At 64.9% G+C, this 17,893-nt stretch carries 17 protein-coding genes; 10 read left to right on the plus strand and 7 right to left on the minus strand.

Translation table 11 applies throughout. The features are described from left to right. Positions 1–116: 116 nt before the first annotated feature. The gene (gene budA / locus ACN27E_RS17770) at positions 117–911 is read right to left on the minus strand and encodes an acetolactate decarboxylase (RefSeq protein ID WP_422743435.1); all 795 of its coding nucleotides are present in this window, start codon (positions 909–911) and stop codon (positions 117–119) included. 460 nt (positions 912–1,371) lie between these two features. Between budA and ACN27E_RS17775 the strand changes: the two genes are divergently transcribed. From ACN27E_RS17775 to ACN27E_RS17790, 4 genes are all read left to right on the plus strand, one after another. Continuing rightward, positions 1,372–2,091 carry an SDR family oxidoreductase gene (locus ACN27E_RS17775; RefSeq protein WP_422749955.1) on the plus strand — a complete coding sequence of 240 codons (720 nt, stop codon included), beginning with the start codon at positions 1,372–1,374 and terminating at the stop codon, positions 2,089–2,091. A 470-nt stretch (positions 2,092–2,561) separates the two neighbouring features. Then, the gene (locus ACN27E_RS17780; RefSeq protein WP_422743437.1) at positions 2,562–3,221 is read left to right on the plus strand and encodes a TetR/AcrR family transcriptional regulator; all 660 of its coding nucleotides are present in this window, start codon (positions 2,562–2,564) and stop codon (positions 3,219–3,221) included. A gap of 351 nt (positions 3,222–3,572) precedes the next feature. Next, positions 3,573–3,779, plus strand: a complete 207-nt coding sequence (locus ACN27E_RS17785) for a tautomerase family protein (protein WP_422743438.1) — start codon at positions 3,573–3,575, stop codon at positions 3,777–3,779. Between the two features lie 115 nt (positions 3,780–3,894). Then, positions 3,895–4,539: a TetR/AcrR family transcriptional regulator gene (locus ACN27E_RS17790; protein ID WP_422743440.1), complete on the plus strand. Its 645-nt coding sequence runs from the start codon at positions 3,895–3,897 to the stop codon at positions 4,537–4,539. A gap of 136 nt (positions 4,540–4,675) precedes the next feature. On the opposite strand, the gene ACN27E_RS17795 is transcribed toward ACN27E_RS17790, so the two are convergent. Together ACN27E_RS17795 and ACN27E_RS17800 are read right to left on the minus strand one after the other, a co-directional pair. Further along, complete coding sequence (locus ACN27E_RS17795) at positions 4,676–6,028, minus strand: MFS transporter (RefSeq protein WP_422743441.1); 1,353 nt, start codon at positions 6,026–6,028, stop codon at positions 4,676–4,678. A 1,057-nt stretch (positions 6,029–7,085) separates the two neighbouring features. Continuing rightward, positions 7,086–7,694: a TetR/AcrR family transcriptional regulator gene (locus ACN27E_RS17800; protein ID WP_422743442.1), complete on the minus strand. Its 609-nt coding sequence runs from the start codon at positions 7,692–7,694 to the stop codon at positions 7,086–7,088. Between the two features lie 531 nt (positions 7,695–8,225). Here ACN27E_RS17800 and ACN27E_RS17805 point away from each other — a divergent pair. From ACN27E_RS17805 to ACN27E_RS17820, 4 genes are all read left to right on the plus strand, one after another. Then, positions 8,226–9,176 (plus strand): LysR family transcriptional regulator, encoded by a 951-nt coding sequence (locus tag ACN27E_RS17805; protein WP_422743444.1) that lies wholly within the window; start codon positions 8,226–8,228, stop codon positions 9,174–9,176. A gap of 339 nt (positions 9,177–9,515) precedes the next feature. After that, positions 9,516–10,262: an alpha/beta fold hydrolase gene (locus ACN27E_RS17810; RefSeq protein WP_422749957.1), complete on the plus strand. Its 747-nt coding sequence runs from the start codon at positions 9,516–9,518 to the stop codon at positions 10,260–10,262. A 221-nt stretch (positions 10,263–10,483) separates the two neighbouring features. Next, positions 10,484–11,407 (plus strand): MBL fold metallo-hydrolase, encoded by a 924-nt coding sequence (locus ACN27E_RS17815; RefSeq protein ID WP_422749959.1) that lies wholly within the window; start codon positions 10,484–10,486, stop codon positions 11,405–11,407. 79 nt (positions 11,408–11,486) lie between these two features. Continuing rightward, the gene (locus ACN27E_RS17820) at positions 11,487–12,767 is read left to right on the plus strand and encodes an amidohydrolase family protein (RefSeq protein ID WP_422743446.1); all 1,281 of its coding nucleotides are present in this window, start codon (positions 11,487–11,489) and stop codon (positions 12,765–12,767) included. A 99-nt stretch (positions 12,768–12,866) separates the two neighbouring features. On the opposite strand, the gene ACN27E_RS17825 is transcribed toward ACN27E_RS17820, so the two are convergent. The 3 genes from ACN27E_RS17825 to ACN27E_RS17835 form a co-directional block, all read right to left on the minus strand. Next, entirely contained in the window at positions 12,867–13,421 is a 555-nt protein-coding gene (locus ACN27E_RS17825) for a WhiB family transcriptional regulator (RefSeq protein WP_422743448.1), read from the minus strand. Positions 13,422–13,426: 5 nt separating this feature from the next. Next, the gene (locus tag ACN27E_RS17830; RefSeq protein ID WP_422749961.1) at positions 13,427–14,083 is read right to left on the minus strand and encodes a cutinase family protein; all 657 of its coding nucleotides are present in this window, start codon (positions 14,081–14,083) and stop codon (positions 13,427–13,429) included. Positions 14,084–14,374: 291 nt separating this feature from the next. Further along, positions 14,375–15,085, minus strand: a complete 711-nt coding sequence (locus ACN27E_RS17835; protein ID WP_422743449.1) for a cupin domain-containing protein — start codon at positions 15,083–15,085, stop codon at positions 14,375–14,377. Positions 15,086–15,286: 201 nt separating this feature from the next. Here ACN27E_RS17835 and ACN27E_RS17840 point away from each other — a divergent pair, with 201 nt between their 5' ends. Continuing rightward, complete coding sequence (locus ACN27E_RS17840) at positions 15,287–16,486, plus strand: alpha/beta hydrolase family protein (RefSeq protein ID WP_422743451.1); 1,200 nt, start codon at positions 15,287–15,289, stop codon at positions 16,484–16,486. 38 nt (positions 16,487–16,524) lie between these two features. Further along, a complete protein-coding gene (locus ACN27E_RS17845) occupies positions 16,525–17,127 on the plus strand; it encodes a carboxymuconolactone decarboxylase family protein (protein WP_422743452.1) in 603 nt (200 codons plus the stop codon). 95 nt (positions 17,128–17,222) lie between these two features. Here ACN27E_RS17845 and ACN27E_RS17850 read toward each other — a convergent pair whose 3' ends face one another. Beyond that, on the minus strand, positions 17,223–17,879 hold the full coding sequence (locus ACN27E_RS17850; protein ID WP_422743454.1) for a TetR/AcrR family transcriptional regulator: 657 nt from the start codon (positions 17,877–17,879) through the stop codon (positions 17,223–17,225). Positions 17,880–17,893 lie beyond the last annotated feature (14 nt).

Here is a 17,893-nt window from a genome sequence, read left to right on the forward strand (position 1 = left end):
TGGCCCCAATTGCGTTGCGGCGTGCCCTGACTCGGCGTCATGGTTTTCGACGCCAGCGCGCACGCCATCTGGTGTAGGTTGCCGCGAACTCAACCCATCGAAGGCGGGCCCAACGCTTAGCCGCCTTCCACCCGGTTGATATCGGCGTCGACATCGGTGCGGTCGAGATGGGCGTGTAGGAATTGCGGCGTGGTGGGCAGGCTCAGGTGTAGGTCGGATTGCATGCTGACCTCGACGCGCCCGCGGGTCATCACGAAGTCCAACACGTGGCCGCCGTGGGTGTGGTCCTGGTCGAGGTAGTGCAGGTGGTACCCGGCGACGGTGATCCCTTGTTCGTAGTCGGGCATGCGGAAACCGGCCATGACACCTTCAGAGTCCTTGAGTACGGTCTCGCGCTGATTTTTCGTCGCTTCCGTCATCCCGACGTAGGGCGGGTCTTGCTTCGTCACGGTACGCGTGTGAATAGTGCTGAACTGACCGGTGATTCGGATCGCATAGATGAGATTGGTGCTTTCGATCTTGTCGTCGATGGCGGCGGTGAGGCCGGCGCGGTCGGTGCGGGCGTCGATGTCGAAGGCGTGGTCGGGGCGAAACCAGGTCACTGCCGCGAACGGAGTGCGGTCCTGAGAGTCGGCACGGTTGACGCTGCCGTCGGCGTGGAGGTGGTAGCACGCGCCGTCGAGGACGACCATCTCACCGTCGAGACGGTTGAACGTGCCCAGCCCGAAATCGCCGTGCGCCAGCACCTCCGCAATGGTCACGTCACCGTCGTAGATGCCATCCAGAAGCGCACCGATAGTCGACCGTTGATACACCTCGCGCCCCCACTGGGGGTCTTGGTGCACGCCGTGCGGATGCTCCCAGTGAGCGAGCCAGGTACGCAGCCACGGAGAATGTTGGGTGTTCGGCATCTGGTCAATCCGTCCTGTGTGATCGGGCTAAGCCGCTCCGATTAGGCGCCTAACGAAACTGCGAGAATGCAGGGCTCATGAGTGTGCGATGGTGATCTTCTGTCGGTGTCCGTCGTGGGAGCGTGGAATGGACGCCGCGGCACACCGATCTTGGGTTGTGTCCGTGAGGGATCATCGAGTACATCGCGCTAAGCGAACCGCTGGGCAAATTAACTGGGCAAATTAAAATGTGCTGCGGTGCGACAAAATTGCGAGACTCGGCGCGGTCCGGTGCGATCGGGATGCCGATCTGCGTACGTTGCGAGTCCATGGCCCCCCGTCGTGTCGGATGGTTGACCGGCCAAGAACCGCGCGGCACCCAATGCACTATACGGTACAGTGCACATGTTCACCGCACAAGAGTCACGTCCATTGGGCGCGCGCGAACCAAGGCGGTCGAGGCAACGGAAATGAGGAAAACGTGCAGCTCAGAAATTCGGTCGTGTTGGTCACGGGAGCCAACCGCGGCATCGGAGCCGCATTCGTGGCGCAGCTCAAGCAGCGCGGCGCGGCGAAAATCTATGCGGCCGCGCGCGACGCCAGCACCATTGGTGTCGACGGCGTCGAGCCGATCGAGCTGGACGTCACCCAATCTGACCAGGTCCAAGCTGCCGCCGACGTCGCCGGGGACGTACAGGTCTTGATCAACAATGCGGGGATCTCCACGGGTACCTCCCTGATCTCCGGTGATCTGACCAGCATCGAGCGGGAGATGCGGACCAACTTCTACGGCCCGCTGCTGACAACTCGTGCGTTTGCCCCGATCCTGGCAGCCAATGGAGGCGGGGCGATCCTCAACGTCATATCCGCCCTGTCCTGGTTCACCGTCTCGGGCGTCGGGGCGTACTCAGCGTCCAAGGCCGCCGCGTGGAGCCTCACAGACGCCACGAGACTCGAACTTATGGCCCAGCGGACCCACGTCGTCGCCGTTCACATGGGCCTCGTCGACACCGCGATGTCCAAGGGCTTCGACGGACCGAAGATCGCTCCGTCCGTCCTTGCCGACGCGGGACTGGATGCCATCGAGGCGGGCCGCACCGAGGTTCTCGCCGACGACTGGACCACCTTGGTCAAGGACGGTCTGGTACTGGAGCCCTCCGAACGCTACGAACGAATCTTCGCCGCCCTCAGCGCAAACTGACCGGGCCACTGCGTCGGCCTGGGCGACCAATCAGCGCCGATGAACGGTGTTCGCGTCGTTCGTCTCTCGGTCCCGCACAGGCGCCATACCCCCGCGCCGACGTCGCAACCGTTGGACCTCGATGACGTGACGTCCTCTTACCCAGAGGAGACCGATGACGTCCGAGGCCGTTCGGGGATAGTGGCATCCGTCGGTGTGGGCTTGGTGCCTGGCGGGATCGCCATTGTTCGCCCGCCCGTAATCCCATCGGGGGGCAACAGGGCTGACACCGCGCAGCACGGAAGACGAATCACTGCTCGGGTCCCTCGGCCCGAGCGAAAAGTCCGGGCCGGTTCTCCTGCTTCCGGGCTCGTCTGATGCGCGCCTTTGGCTCGAAGGCCTCCGAACCAGGCTCGTGGCTGCAGACCATGTCCCAGTGACACTCTGCGCTCGACGCGGGCGTTGTCCGTCACGGCACGTAAAGTAGGAGGATGCCGCGAGCTGATGCTGCCGTCTCGGCCCGTGCGCTCGACACGGAGTCGACCCGTGACACGATTCTGCGAACCGCCGGCCAGGTGTTCCTCGCGTCGGGATATGAGCAGTCGAGCATGGATGAGATCGCCTTGCAGGCCGGGGTGGCGCGACGCACCTTGTACAACCAGTTCTCCAGCAAGAAGGCGCTCTTCGACGCGACGATGACACAACTGTGGGACCGCATGCCGTTGGACGAGATCGTCGACGCGACGACCCAGGACGGTCCGGCCGAAGAGGTGTTGTATGCCGTTGGGCGTGCCATCGCAGATTTCTGGTCGCCTCCGGAAGCCGTGGCATTTCTGCGATTGGTGATTTGGGAGAGTCCTCGCTTCCCCGAACTCGGACGGGGCATGATGGACAACGGTCGAAGCCCCGCGCGGCGCGCAGTGAACCGGTACGTGCGCCGGCTCGGCCGCAGGCGTGACTTCCGCATTGCGGATCCCGACCTGGCGACCACGCAATTCATCGACGCCATCTTGGGCGAATTGCTGCTGGGCCGCTTGGTTGCCACGTCGACCTCCACAGTCAGCGAAGATCGGTGCGATTACCTGGTGAGGGAGGCGGTGCGAATGTTCCTCGCCCGCTATCACAGAGCGGGCGCAAACGCTGCGCGCTGACGTGCTGTGAACGTGAACAGCGAACTCCTTCGCCCGTCGTGGGGCACGGAAGTCATGATTCGTCGGCCGCTTCGCCGGGAGATCTTGGCCGGTGCGCGAACACCGTCTCATGTGTCGCCTTGCGCGTCGTCGCGGGTTCTCGCGAGCTGCACCTGACCACCGCGAACGTCTTCGCCGCGCCCTCGGGATGAGCGGGTTGGGGAAGGCGGGGCGAGTTTGCATGCGATGCATGGTGCGGATCACGAATATGCATGTGCCTGACGGCCTTTCGGGCGGCATGGTGGTGAATAAGTACCCATCTGTGCGCCTTGACGGCAAGGTCGCCGCAACCGACGAGGAAGGGGCGCCATCGTGCCGTTCGCCAATCTCAAGGTTCCCGCTGACACGCTGACCGACGACCAGAAACGCGGGCTCGTCGAGGCTGTCACCGATGTGTTCGTCGGTGTCTACGGTGAGCGGGCCAGACCGAACGTCATGGTCCTCGTCGACGAAGTCGTCGACGGCGGCTGGGGTATGGGCGGCCAGGTCCTGACCAAGGCACTGCTCGACGAGTCCTAACACGGCGTCGCACGTGCAGCCGGGCTGTTGCCCCACACGTCGGGCCATGGACGTTTCCAGCGGCTTGGGTCGCGACCTCCACGGATCGAGGAGACCGCCGACGTACCGTGGAGGTATGCCGCCAGCCGCCTCTAGTCCACCGATCTCGTCATTGGGGGCGCGGTCGACCCGCGAGATGGTCTTGGCGACCGCGTCGCGACTCTTCCTCGCTCACGGCTACGAACAGTGCAGCATGGACCAGATCGCGCTGGAGTCCGGGGTGGCGCGGCGCACGGTGTACAACCAGTTCGGGGGGAAGAAGGCCCTTTTCGACGCGACCATGGCCCAGATGTGGGATCGGATGCCGCTGGACGCCATCATCGCCGCCGCCTCGGCGGTGCAGTCGCCGGAGGAGGTTCTATACTCTATCGGCCGAACAATCGCGAGTTTCTGGGCGCCACCGGAGGCGGTCGCCTTCGTTCGCCTGGTGATCTGGGAGAGTGCGAGGTTCCCGGAACTCGGCGAGAGCTTCTTCGACAGGGGCCGGGAGCCGGCTCGCACTGCGGTTAGGGAGTACGTGCGCCGGCTCAGCGGTGAACGTGGGTTTCACATCGAGGATCCCGACTTAGCGACCGCGCAGTTCGTCGACGTCATCCTGGGTGAGGTACTGCTGAGTCGGCTGGTCGCCTCTCCCACCGACATCCTCGACGAGGAGCGCTGCGACTACGTGGTGCGGGAAGCAGTGACGCTGTTCTTGACTCGGTATCGACCTCAGCTCTGAGAGCGGACGGCCGGGCTGCCGCTGGTCTGGGCCCTGCGTGCAGGCGCACCGAGCCACTGACCAGGGTCGCCGATTCACGCTGAGATCGCCCGGTGCGTGCGTGTGACTCATCACCCTGCCGAATATGCTTCGGCTGTCATCGGCTCTCGGCAACGGTGATCGATGGAGGGTCATCGCGGCGTGTGAGTGCAGTGCCGATGATCACCGCGAGTGCACATCCGACCACCCCGGCGGCCACGCCGGCGTGGCCTCCGAACCGGTGGGCGACCGCGCCGATGATGACGGCGCCAATGGGGGTGGACCCGATGAATGCCGTGGTCCACAAACCGGTCACACGACCACGCATCTGAGGGGGCGCCTCAAGTTGTATGGTGCTGTTCCCGGTGGTCAGGAACGCGATGCTGGCACAGCCGACGAGCCCCGCGGACACCAGCGCCATCGGCAGGGTCGAACTCACCGTCAGCAGCAGCATCGCGATGCCGTACACGACCGTCACGCGGATCATCCGCTTCAAGCCCGTAATGGGCCAGCGGGCGATCACCACACCGGCGATCACTGACCCGATACCGAATGCCATTGTCAGCCAGGCGTACCCGTTGACACCGACGTCGAGGGTCTGTTCGGCCAACACCGGCAGGCTGGTTTCGAATTCATAGGTCAGGGTGCCGACACAGGCCATCATCAGCAACGGGCCGGCGATGTCGCGGTTCGCCCGAGCGACCGCTAATCCCTCTCGAAGTTGCCTCTTGCTGCGACCGGCCGGCGTTGTCGGGTGTAGTTGACGCGTGTCGACGGCGAGCAGAGCGACCATCACCAAGGCGAAGCTCAGGGCATTGAACAGATAACACCATCCGATGCCGTGCCACCGGATCAGGCCGGCCGCGACGGCGGGCCCCAAGGCGCGCCCAACGTTGGCCATCGTGCTGTTGACGGTGATGGCCGGCCGAAGGAGGTCCGTGCCGACGAGTTCGGGTATCAACGCCGTCCGTGCGGGGTTGTCCAATGCCGTCATGACCCCGAAGACCGTCGCCGCAACGAAGATCTGCCACAAGGCGATCGTTCCCGCGAGGACTGATCCGCCGAGGATCAGCGAGGTCAGTCCGAGTACGCCGTTGGTCAGCATCAGCACACGCCGTTTGCTGCTGCGATCGACGATCAGTCCCGCATACGGCGTCGCGAGTAACACCGGCAGGTACCGGGTGCCCATGACGAACCCGAGGACGAGCGGCGAATGCGTGAGCTGAAGGACCAGAAGTCCCAACGCGATGGTCTCAGCCCACGATCCGATCAAACTCAGCGACTGTCCCGCCACGAACCGCCGATAATTCGGCACGCCGAAGGCACCTCGAACGCCGCCGCGGTGCGTGGCCCCCTCCGACCTCGCCGGCGCGGTGCCCGTTGTCGGCTGTTCCTTCGCGCGTTTCGGCGTGCTGTCCGCTTCGCCGTCAGCCACGCTGGGCCTGGCCTGGCCTGTCGTGGCGGCCAGCACGGGAGGTCCGGTTCTTCAGCGTGAACCGATCGTGTCGCTGTGTGGGGTTGTCCTGCCCGTGGGTTGTGCAAGGCGCGTTGGTCGACGCATCGCGTGTCGCGGGGCGCCGAGTCGGCGATCGGCGCTCTGGCCGGACGGATCCAGCGGAGCCGAATGCTCCCCGTCTTGGGCAGACCTCGGGCGGATGGATGACGCGGTGATCGTCGACCTCTATGGCGACTCGCGGGGGGTGGTCGACGCCGCCCGGCGAGATCACCGCCGGGTGCCCTGTGGTCTGCGAAAAGGTTTCTGGGGTGCAGATCGAGGTGTACCAGCGCGAGGAGCGCGATTCCGCGTCGTCGAGCGTCCGCACACTTCTAACACCCTCCAGCAGTTCCACGAACTGACGCCGGGCGCGGTTTCCGCGACGGGATCCGGCCGAGGCGATTTTGCACAACATATGCACTGTACCGTACAGTGCATGCCGACGAACGGGTCGACCGCCACTTCGACCATCCAGAGCGTAGGAGGCGCCAGACTGACAGCCGTAGTCGACATGGCTCGAAGGATCACGTCGGCGCACGCATCGAGAGCACCGTCGCGACGACGTCGGCGATGTCCTGCTCGGTATCCACGGATCTGATGGCGAGCCCCGCGCGGCAGACCAACGTCTGGGCATCGGGGTGAATCCGCTCGCGCCGAAACGCGTCGGATCGTCAGGTCAACTCGCCCGGCGGTGCGCTTGCTGCACCCTCACCGCCTCCATGCCGACAGCGACGCCGACACCACGTTGGGCAGACAAACGGCCGGAGGCTGCTCAACGGGGATCACCAGCGTGATGGGGGTGCAGCCCGGTGGCGCCGGCGGCGGTCTGACCGCACGTGGTCGAGCGGGATGCAACGCCCGCAGTACCGACGACGACCGGCGCCGCACCCGTTCACGACTCCAACCGGTGACGCATCGCCGTCGACTGAAAGGTCTCCATGACAGTCACGTTCGCCCCCGGCATCCTCGACGACCGCGCACAGAACGTCAGCTGCATCGACGACCGCAGCCTGCCCGCACCTCGCGTCAGGCATCACGAGTGACGGCGGTAGCGAGTCATGAACAACGCGACGGCTTCACGCACGACGTAGTCGCAACGGTCGTGGTCGAGCGTTGGGGGCGACGCCGCCACCAGACGACCCAACAGCACCTCTCCCAAAATGACGTCGACGAACTGCGCAGTGGCGATATCGGGGTCATCGATGCAAAACGCGGGCTCACGGCTGAGCCGCTGGACGAACCGATGGACCGCTTGCCGGACCGGCTCATGGCCGGACCGCAGGAAACTCTCCCCCAGTTCCGGAAACTGGGCACTGTCCCAGATCACCGATCGCATGAAGTCCACCGCCTCGGGGGGCGCCCAGAAACTCGCGATCGTGCGTCCGATCGAGAACAACACATCCTCGGGGGGCTGCACGGTTGCAGCCGCTTCGATGATCGCATCCTGCGGCGCAGCATCCCACATGCGCGCCATCGTTGCGTCGAAAAGAGCCTTCTTGCTAGCGAATTGATTGTACAACGTCGGGCGCGCCACTCCCCGCACCGCGATCTCATCCATGCTGGACTTCTCGTAGCCGTGCGTGAGGAGGACCTGCGCGGCGACGGCCAGGATTTCGCCGCCTCGATTCGCATCTGGTGTCATGACCCTTGCGCCCAACGCGGAAGGGACCCGCAACGTGTCGGGCAAGCGGCCGCAACCCCGCATGCGACCAACTGGCGCCGACTGGGGAGAAAAGCACGGCCTCACTGCGCCGCAGTACGATGCCGTGCTCGACCCCGGTCGGGATCGCCGGAGCGCCCACGTCAAGGCGATCCCCGGTGTCATTCACGCAGCGGCCACGTGCCGGTTCCGCACATGGCCCCTGCCTCGACGAGGACCTACCGGTGTAGTCGAGTGTCACCGATGATTGTCACTCACGCTGGCGGCGGGGACTTTTGCATCAACGAACAACACGTGCCTACCTTCCTCGACGACTATCGCGCGACACAGTTCGCCACTGGCAACTCCGACAGCAAGGAGCTTGCCATTACGCGGACACCGGAGGGTTGTCAGCGACATGCAGAATGGTGATTGGCAGTATGCGCGCGGCGCAATCGACCCGATGAAGGCCATCACGGCGGACGAGGGTTGGCCATGGTGAGGCGTTCTGACCAACGCATGCGTCTGAGTCGCGTGGACCTCAATTTGATTCCCGCACTGGCGATGCTGCTCGACGAACGAAGCGTCTCACGCGCCGCAGAAGCGGTCGGACTGAGTCAGTCGGCGATGAGTCGTGCGCTGCAACGGCTGCGCCGCACCCTCGACGACGACTTGCTGGTGCGCGCAGACAGCGGATACCGCCTCACTCCCGCCGCCGAGCAACTCAAGGTCGAACTCAACGACATCATCCCACGGCTGTCGGAGATGTTCTTCAACCGTGACCTCGACCCCGCCAAGGAAGCACGCGCATTTCGCATCGCGGCAAGCGATTACGCCATCGCCGCGTTTGGCTCTCATCTGTTCACCACGGTGGTGTCGTCGGCGCCGAACGCCTCGTTGCGCTTCTCTCCCTGGCACGCGAACGCAATGGCTGCGCTCTCCAACGGGGACGTCGACGTCGTGTTCTCGGGTATCCACGTCCGCCCGCCCCTGCGAAGCGAGCTGCTGTTCACCGACACCATGGTCGCCGTCGTCGCGCGCGACCATCCTTGGCGTGATCACGCCTCGGTAGGTCTCGACGACTATCTCGCCGCACGACACCTCATGATCGACATGATGGATGGAATGCAGCCCTCGATCGACGCCGTTCTGTCCGCCCGCGGCGAACAGCGGCGCCCGGGGCTCACCATGCCGTACCACGGAACCGCGCCGGCCGCGCTGCCCGGCACCGACCTGGTGTTGTCCATTCCCGCTCGGGTACTGCCCGACTTCGTCGACCGCCACCGCGAAGAACTCCGAGTGCTCGACCTCCCTACGGAGGTCCGTGCGTTGCCCTACTACATGTCGTGGCACCCCCGCGCCGATCATGACAAAGGTCATCGCTGGCTGCGTCGGCTGGTCATCGGAGCGGTCACCGCGCTCGACGCCGCTCCGGCGGCAGACAAGGATGCGCGCCCGCCGTCCGTGGGCGAGGCGAGCGGCTGACCGATCGCGGGCGCCGTACGACCGTTTCGCCTGAACGCCGGAGGCCGTGGTAGTCCGGACATTTCAGAACGGACGGTGGTCGAATGCACCCACCACCCGGATCGTCGGCCCCTCACCGCTGAGGGGAGGACGGGATGTGCTCGTCGCGCCGGCAGATCGTCTCGCGCGCGCCCATCACGTGGATGCAGCCCAATACTGCTCGTGGCTGAACCTCGACCGCCAAGCCGTGGGATTCCACACACCAGTGACGCAGCGCGCGGCGACCAGTAGTCGGCACGCAGAACGGCCCCTGTGTTTGTGTACTTTACGGTGCAGTGCATCCGCGATAGCCTGCGGAACATGACAGTGGTGTTCGTTCACGGCAATCCTGAGACGTCGGCGATTTGGGGCCCGCTGGTATCAGCATTGAATCGCGATGACGTGGTTCTCCTCACCCCACCGGGATTTGGTGCACACCTGCCCAGCGGGTTCGGCGCGACATACCGCGACTACCGCGACTGGCTCGAAGTCGAGCTGGAGGCCATCGACGGGCCCATCGACCTCGTCGGCCACGATTGGGGCGGCGGCCACGTCGTCAACGTCGTGATGCACCGACCCGAACTCGCCCGCAGCTGGGTGTGCGACGTACTCGGGATTTTCAACGCCGACTTCAAGTGGCACGGCCTAGCCCAGGAGTGGCAGACACCTGGGAAGGGTGAGGAATCGGTTCAAGCCATGTTCGATCGCGACCTGGCCGCGCGCACGGAGCAGATGATCTCGCTCGGCTTCCCGGATCACGACATCGCCGCTGCGATTGCCGAGCACCAGAACGCCGATATGGGTCGGGCGATCCTCGCGGTCTACCGATCGGCGACGCAGCCGGCCATGGCCGAAGCCGGCAGCCAGCTCGAACATGCCGGCACGCGACCCGGATTGGCGTTGTTGCCCACCGAGGACTCCTTCAACGAAGCCAAGGACACTCGGCAGGCCGCCGTCCGCGCCGGCGCGCGCATCGAGGAACTCGAGGGGCTGGGGCACTGGTGGATGGTCCAAGACCCGCAGCGCAGCGCCGATGCGCTCAACCGGTTTTGGGCGGGTGTCCGTTGATGCCTCAACCACGCCCGCGGCACCTGTGAATGACAGGACCGTCCCCGTCTCCGCTCGACACCACCGTCTGCCCCACTGGCGCGGCCATGCCGCACCGGTGAGTGTCGGCACCTCACGGTGGTGCGGTTGTCTGTTCACCCGACGCGCAGGGTTGCTGCATCGAGATGTCCTGCCGGGACACGACGTGGTTTCGATGGACCGTCACGACGAGCGGAGTAGTGATGCCGGACAATCGATGCCAGATCGGTAAGGCTCAGGTCGCGCGCGTCGTTGAGTGGGTAGGACCGATCGCCGCCGCGGAGGACCTATTTCCAGAGACCCCTGAGGACGCGTGGCGCGATCACCAGGGAGAATTGGCGCCGACGTTCTGGGATCCGGTGACGCGGCGATGCCGATTGGCGGTACAAACCTGGGTCATCTGGGTCGACGGCTTGACCGTCGTCGTCGACACCGGAGTCGGCAACGACCGCATCCGTCCGCAGAGCCCTGTATTCCATCAGCTCGCCACCGAATTCGACTCGGCGCTGGAGGCAGTCGGCGTCGACCGGCGACGAGTAGACGTCGTCATCAACACCCACATCCATCTCGACCACGTGGGGTGGAACACCTATCGTGACGGGCAGGCTTGGCGCCCGATGTTTCCCAATGCCCGTTACCTTATCAGCGCCGAGGACTATCGCTACTTTCACCCCGACAATGCCTCTGCCCGACGGGCTCCGCGGACCCCCGATGAGTCTGCCCGGTTCGAGGGGATGCGGCTGGTCGTCGAAGACAGCATCACGCCGATCGCCGACAGCGATCAGCTGGTGACCTGGTCGGGTGACTATCGACTGAGCCCGTCGCTGAGTCTTCTCCTCACCCCCGGACATACGCCGGGATCTGCGGTGCTCTGGCTGAATCACGACGCGGTCTTCGTAGGAGACCTCACCCACACGCCGCTGCAGGTGTACCGCCCGGATGATCCCTGTTCCTTTGACTTGGATTCCGCGACTGCGACGGCCAGCCGCCGCCGAGTACTGGCCCAGGCGTCCAGTCGAGGGGCGCTGGTCATACCGGCGCATTACCCCGGCCGCGGCGCCACCACGGTGCACGACGACGGCGACGGTTATCGCACCGGGCACTGGGCCGCTTTGAGTCCCCTCTGATGCCCAACATCAGCACAGCCGACCATCCCAGTTCGGACCCGGCCCCCGAGCGCTCACTCCCGTTGACGATGGGGTCGCCATGACCACCTCCCCGTTGCTGTTCACCAAAGCGGCCGTGTTCGACGGTTCCGACGAGCGGCAGCCGACGATGAACGTGCTCGTGGTTGACGGGCGAATCGAGCAGGTGAGCCCTGAACCGGTGATCGGGCCGCCGGGATGTGAGGTCGTCGATGTAGCCGGACGAACGCTGATGCCCGGCCTAATCGACGCCCACGTCCACTGTTGGCTGGCGGATCTCGACCTCGCCTTGGCAACACAACGCCGCAACCCCTATCTCGCGGCATTCGCCTTCAAAACCCTAGGACGCATGTTGGACCGCGGTTTCACCACCGTGCGTGATGCCGGAGGAACGGAAGTCGGCTACACCCTTGCACTCGAAGCCGGACTGGTGCGGGGCCCACGTCTGCTGCACACCGGACGGTTCATCTCTCAGACCGGAGGGCATTTCGATGTGCGAACTGCCGAACGGTTCGACCCGCCGTGTGGATGTGGGCGTCTCTCCGGCGGTGCAGCTCGCTTCGCGACGATCGTCGACGGGACCGATGAGATGATTCGCGCAGTACGTGAGGAGCTGCGCACGGGCGCGAAGCAGGTGAAGCTCATGGCCTCCGGCGGTGTTGCCAGCCCCACCGATCCACTCGATCGCATGCAGTTCAGCGATGCCGAGATCACAACCGCAGTCGAGGAAGCCGAGCGGCGCGGAGCCTACGTGATGGCCCATTGCCATCCGGCATCCGCAATCGAACGGTGCGCTCGACTGGGTGTCCGCTCCATCGAGCATGGCTCCTTCATGAACGACGAGGCGGCGCACGCCGTCGCCGAAGCAGGGGCCTACGTCGTTCCGACCATGGCCACCGTCTGGGCGCTCCTGGAAGACGGACCCCGCCAGGGCCTGCCCGCCGCCAGCCAGCAGAAGGCCCAAGCTCTCGCCGAAGGCGTGTTGCGGGGCCTGGAAACGATGCGCCGACACGGCCTTCAGATCGGCTTCGGGACCGATCTGCTTGGCCCACAACAGGATCGACAGGCTACTGAATTCGAGCTGCGGTCCCAGGTCTTCCCGGCCGGTGACATCCTGCGGTCGGCGACCACGGTCAACGCCGCGATCCTGCGGATGGACGATCGCATCGGTCGGGTGGCCCCCGGTTACGTCGCCGACCTCATCGTCGTCGATGGCGATCCGCTTCGGGATCTCAGCGTGCTGGGTGATCCGGACGGTCGGTCAGTGGATTTGGTGATGCAAGCCGGGGCGATCGTGAAGCGCACCGCACCCCCTGATACCCGCCGGCTGCCGGACCGGTGACGTGCGTGATTTCGACGCGCGAGCCGTGTGCCTCCGCCGGTGAGCCAGCGACGTGGTCGCATCCCACCGACGTGGTGAGGTCGATTCGCCGGGCCGCGGTCAATGCCGAGCAATCCCGGCGGGGTCGATGTCGTCAGACAGGGGGGCAGTCATCGACGCGCTTGCGCGCAGGCGGGCCTGAATCAGGCGTCGCCGTTCCAAGGGGGTGGTCGCGCCCCACACGCCGTATTGCTCGGCAGTATCCAGAGCGTGGGCGCGGCACGCCTCGATGACCGGGCAGGACAGACAGATCTTCTTCGCGGTCTCGTAGCGCCGCCACAGCATGCGTCCACGTTCGCCATCGGGTGGGAAGAACATCTCCTGGGGCATCCCAGCGCACGCTGCGCACAGCTGCCACGCCGTAATCCCGTGGTCCTGCCGCAGGCGGCAGCTGGCAGCGGCTTGGGCAGCCCGCGGGGTGCGTTGCCCACCGACCCGCTCGACTGTGCCGCCTCTACCAGTGGTGGTTCTGGCTACTGCGGAACCGGTGGCCATGGCGGCCGGTCCCCCCTGTGAACGGGAGGAGGCCGCGGAGGGCGGGGATGGGGAAACCCGGGTCCTGCGTGAAAGATGAGCTGGCTCCTCGTGGCAGGCGGCGCGTCGTTCGTCGATCATTCAGGTCAGACGGGCCGCTGGATCGCACGGACGGCGAAGTCGACGGCTTGATCGACCATCCCGTTGGTGGGATAGGAACCGTGGGCTTGTCTTTGATCGCCGGTTGGTGAGCACACCGGGTCCCCGGGGGCACACAATTCGATCGTCTTGGCAGCGTAGAGGTGGCCGATGTCTATCGGCGGGGCACCGCGGACCAGGAAGTCGAGGAACGCCGGGGAGGGCTTGCCGAACAACGCGACAGCGGCGACGTGCCCGGCGAGCTGAGCTGGTAGTGGGCCGGTGATCCCTTCGGGTAGCGGGAAGGTGGCCGGGATGGTGTCGGAGGTGACGTAGCCGCTCACCGCCGCACCTTGGGAGTACCCGCCGAGAACGATCTTGGTCTTCGGACAGCGCGAAGCTTCGTCGGTCACCTTGGCGCTGGCGTCGACGACACCTGCACCGGCGCCATTGGTGAAGTCAAGCGAAGCGGGATAGTCTACCGGGCTGGCCTCGACGGTCCTGGGAGCCAGACGCGCCTGCAGCGCGTCGATGAACGCCTGGCCGGTAACACCGACGCCGGGGGGTTCGAAGGTGCCGCGGGCGAAGATGACGTCGACGTCGGGGCAGGACTCGGCCACCGCGATCGCGACGAGGCCACCGGGTGCGGTGAGGGTAGCGGCGATCACGCAGCCGGCGGCGGCCCGCACCGCGCGACGGCAGATCAATGCAAGGTGGTTCACGCCGACTCTCTCTCGATTGCGTCATGGTCACGAGCTGGGACCCCGAACACGGTGCACTGCAGACTGTTCGAACGTGCGGTCTCCGTTGGCTACGCGGGGTTGGCGCCGCCGCTTGGGAGGCGGACGGAAATCCGTTCCGCGCCAACAACACGACGTGGTGGGGATCGACATCAGCACCTCGATCCGGGCACCCGACGACCGACCAACTCGGCGGGACCGACGCGGCTGGGTTGGTTAGGTGCCGTTGCCGTATCCGGGTTTCTGCACCACGGGTTTGCGGTGCTTGACCACCGGGAGCTGTTCGAAGATCGAGGGGTCCACGCCGAAGACCGCACCCAGGACGTCGGCGGGTACCGAGGAGATCGACTGCGCGAGCGGCACGTCGTCCTCGGGCTCGGTGGTCTCGGCGTTGAACACGACCAGGACGTAGAGGTCCTCGGTGTCGCTGGCGTTCTCGAAGTAGTGGAAGTGGCCCTGGGGTGCGAACACTAGATCACCGGCGCTGACGGTGAAACTGTCCTGAGTTGAGTCGGGCCCGACGAAGCTCCAGCGGGTGGTGCCGGAGATGACGAAGTTGACCTCCCACGCGCTGGGGTGCCAGTGCGGCTCACGCACTCCCCCCGGTGCGAGGTGGATCAGGTAGACCGCGGCCTTCTGGCCGCGCAGGATGGGGAAATTCTGGGCGTGTGCGCCCTGCAGGCTTCCACCGGGCATGAAGTTGCCCGGTGCGGTCTGCAGGTGAAACACGTGGGGGTGGTCGGGGTCCAGGCCGGCATCGGGGGTGTAGTCCGCGGCGGGCAGACCCAGCCAGGGTGAGCCGATGCCGGGCTTGATCGGGATGGGCGGCGGCGGAGGGAAGCCGGCTTCGGAAACCGTCGGCGTGGCGACATTGCGTGCGTCGCTGGAGGGCTCGAGTCCGTGCGGGCGAGCATCAGTCATGGTCATCCAATACGGGTAGGCGGAAACGGATTACGCCGGATGACGAGAGCTGTCTCTTGTCTGCCGACAGGTACGACTGTACAGTGCAGTGCACCCAACGTGAAGCCCACAGGGGGATTCGGCGACGGGCGTAGATGATGCCGTGCCGGAGTTGAGCGCAGACGTGTTCACCTCACGCGTCGACATCTGGTCTCAAGGAGTAGAGCCATGAAGGTTGGTTTCAAAGACGATTCGTTCGCTTTCGAACTGGTCCGAAATCTGGGTTTTGTGTACTACGGCGGCTCCGATATCGGCGAACTGTTCGCCACTGCGGACAACATCGTCGAAGGTGATTTCGACAGTTGGTATCAGGGCTGGCACGACCGCGGCGAGCGCGTGCTTGGGCGAGCCAACGACTATCTGTCCACTGGCCACCTGGTCAGTGCTCGGGAGGCCCTGCTGCGGGCCTCGACCTACTTCCGGATGGCCGAGTTCTATCTGCACGGCAATCCCGAGGACCCGCGCATTATGGCCGAGTCCAAGGCCTCTCAAGACGCCTACGCCAGGGCGGCCCAGTTGATGGGCCCCACCTGGGAGCCGGTCGAAATCCCCTACGAGGGAACGACGTTGCCCGGATACTTCTACAAGTCCGATGAGTCGAACGAGCCCCGACCTACCCTGATCTTCCACGGCGGCTACGACTCCAGCCTCGAAGAGCTCTACTACTACGCCGGCGCGGCGGCGGTGCGTCGGGGGTACAACTGTCTGACCTTCGACGGACCCGGTCAGGGTATGCCGCTTCGCCAGCAGAAACTGGTGTTCCGGTACGACTGGGAGAATGTCGTCACCCCAGCGGTCGACTACGCGCTGTCGCGCCCCGACGTCGACGGGGATCGCCTGGCGCTCAAAGGGATGAGCCTCGGCGGGTACCTCGCCGCCCGCGCAGCCGCCTTCGAGCCCAGATTCAAGGCGGTCGTCCTGTTCGACGGGGTCTGGAGCTTCTACGACTGCATCGTGGGAATCCTGTCACCGGAGGCCAAGGAGGCACTCGACGACGAGGACGCGTCGACTTACAACGAACTCGTCGGCAAGGCAATGGAAGCGAATACTCAAGTGCGGTGGACCTTTACGCAGGGCATGTTCAGCTGTGGCCAGAAGTCCTTTTACGACCTCACCGTTTTCAGCCGAGAGTTCTCTCTCAACCGCGAGGTCGCCGAACAAATCACCAGTCCCACCATGGTGATGAAGGCCGACGGCGATCTGTTCTTCAAGGGGCAGCCCGAACACGTCTACGACACGCTCACGGCGCCCAAGACATTCGTAGCATTCCACGAAGAAGATGGGGCTGAAAACCATTGCCAGTCCGGTGCTTTGGCTTACAAGGACGCGGTGGTCTTCGACTGGCTCGACGACACGCTCAAGGCCTAGCGGCAGCGGACCCGATGCCCACCCGACACTCACGACGCGTGACGACCGGTGCAGACTCGACGCTCGGCGGCCGGCTCCCGCTGATCGACCCGGCCACGTTGACCGGAGACCAGAAGGATCTCTACGCGACGATGCGCTTGACCCTTATCGCATGGGCTGACAGCTACGATGTCCGAGCGATGACCGACGACGGCAAGCTCATCGGTCCGTTCAATCCGTGTCTGTACAGCACGGGGATCACGCCGGGTTTCCTGGCCTGGATGCAGGCGGATTTGGCGCACACCACCCTCGACAAGCAGACCCATGAGGTGGTCATCCTCACCGTCGGCGCGATCTGGAAGTCCCCCTACGAGACATACGCCCATTCAGCCGTCGCACGCACGGTCGGGCTCCCCGAAGCCGCCATCGAAGGTCTGTGCCGGGGTGAAACCCCACCGGAGTTGACAGCCGGACAGCTCTTGGCGCATCGGTTCGCCAGCCAACTCACCCGCGAACACGAGGTCGACGACGACCTGTACCGGGAAGTCGAAATGCACTTCGGGTCAGCGACGTTGGTCGATCTCGTCTACCTCGTCGGGCTCTACCTACTCACCTGTGCACTGCTCAACGCCTTCCAGATCCCGAAACCCGGCCGGGCCTGACCGGTCAGAGGAACAACGAGATGCTCGAGTGAACAGTGGGGTCAACGACTGGGCATCCGCCCTACCCCCGGCGCCGCCGAACTTCGGTGACTCGATCACGGGTGAGTTGTCGATACCTGGTAGCGCGCTAAGAAGAGCGCAACCGCTTCACGAACCACATAGCCGCGCCGGTCCTGGTCAATCGTCTCGCCGCGAGAAGACGCGATTCGCCCCAGGACCACCTCGCCCAGAAGGATATCGATGAACTGGTTGGCCGCGAAGTCGGGATCGGCAATTCTGAAATCGTGGAGACGACTCAGACGGCGTACGTAATGCTTGACCGCTCCCCTGGCCGGTTCAGTGGCACCGTTGAGGAAGCTCACGCCCATCTCGTAGAGGCGCGGACTCTCCCAGATTGCAAGTCGTACAATGGCTATCGCTTCCGGTCGACTCCAGAAGTTGACGATTGCCAGCCCGATCGCATACAGCACCTCATTCGGAGATCGCGGTCCGGAGGTAGCCGCGATGACGGGATTGAGGGACATCTGCCCCCACAGCCGGGCGATGGCTTCGTCGAAAAGCGCCCTTTTGCCGGGAAAGTGGTTGTAGAGCGTCCGCCGAGCCACCCCGGACTGCAATGCGATCTGAGCCATACTCGACCGCTCGTAACCACGGGCGAGGAACACCTCACCAGCAGCACGCAGTATCGCACCGCGGGTCGCTTCCGGCCCGAGCGGCGCAGCAGATGCGTCGATTTCGCTGCTGCGAGGCATGGTCTTGGAGAGGT

It is taken from the genome of Mycobacterium sp. WMMD1722 (assembly GCF_049315205.1).
GTDB lineage: Bacteria > Actinomycetota > Actinomycetes > Mycobacteriales > Mycobacteriaceae > Mycobacterium.

Coding starts and splice junctions, on each gene's coding strand:
- budA (WP_422743435.1), bottom strand. CDS start 911: ATGCCGAACACCCAACATTCTCCGTGGCTGCGTACCTGGCTCGCTCAC.
- ACN27E_RS17780 (WP_422743437.1), top strand. CDS start 2,562: ATGCCGCGAGCTGATGCTGCCGTCTCGGCCCGTGCGCTCGACACGGAG.
- ACN27E_RS17790 (WP_422743440.1), top strand. CDS start 3,895: ATGCCGCCAGCCGCCTCTAGTCCACCGATCTCGTCATTGGGGGCGCGG.
- ACN27E_RS17800 (WP_422743442.1), bottom strand. CDS start 7,694: ATGACACCAGATGCGAATCGAGGCGGCGAAATCCTGGCCGTCGCCGCG.
- ACN27E_RS17810 (WP_422749957.1), top strand. CDS start 9,516: ATGACAGTGGTGTTCGTTCACGGCAATCCTGAGACGTCGGCGATTTGG.
- ACN27E_RS17815 (WP_422749959.1), top strand. CDS start 10,484: ATGCCGGACAATCGATGCCAGATCGGTAAGGCTCAGGTCGCGCGCGTC.
- ACN27E_RS17820 (WP_422743446.1), top strand. CDS start 11,487: ATGACCACCTCCCCGTTGCTGTTCACCAAAGCGGCCGTGTTCGACGGT.
- ACN27E_RS17825 (WP_422743448.1), bottom strand. CDS start 13,421: ATGATCGACGAACGACGCGCCGCCTGCCACGAGGAGCCAGCTCATCTT.
- ACN27E_RS17835 (WP_422743449.1), bottom strand. CDS start 15,085: ATGACCATGACTGATGCTCGCCCGCACGGACTCGAGCCCTCCAGCGAC.
- ACN27E_RS17840 (WP_422743451.1), top strand. CDS start 15,287: ATGAAGGTTGGTTTCAAAGACGATTCGTTCGCTTTCGAACTGGTCCGA.
- ACN27E_RS17850 (WP_422743454.1), bottom strand. CDS start 17,879: ATGCCTCGCAGCAGCGAAATCGACGCATCTGCTGCGCCGCTCGGGCCG.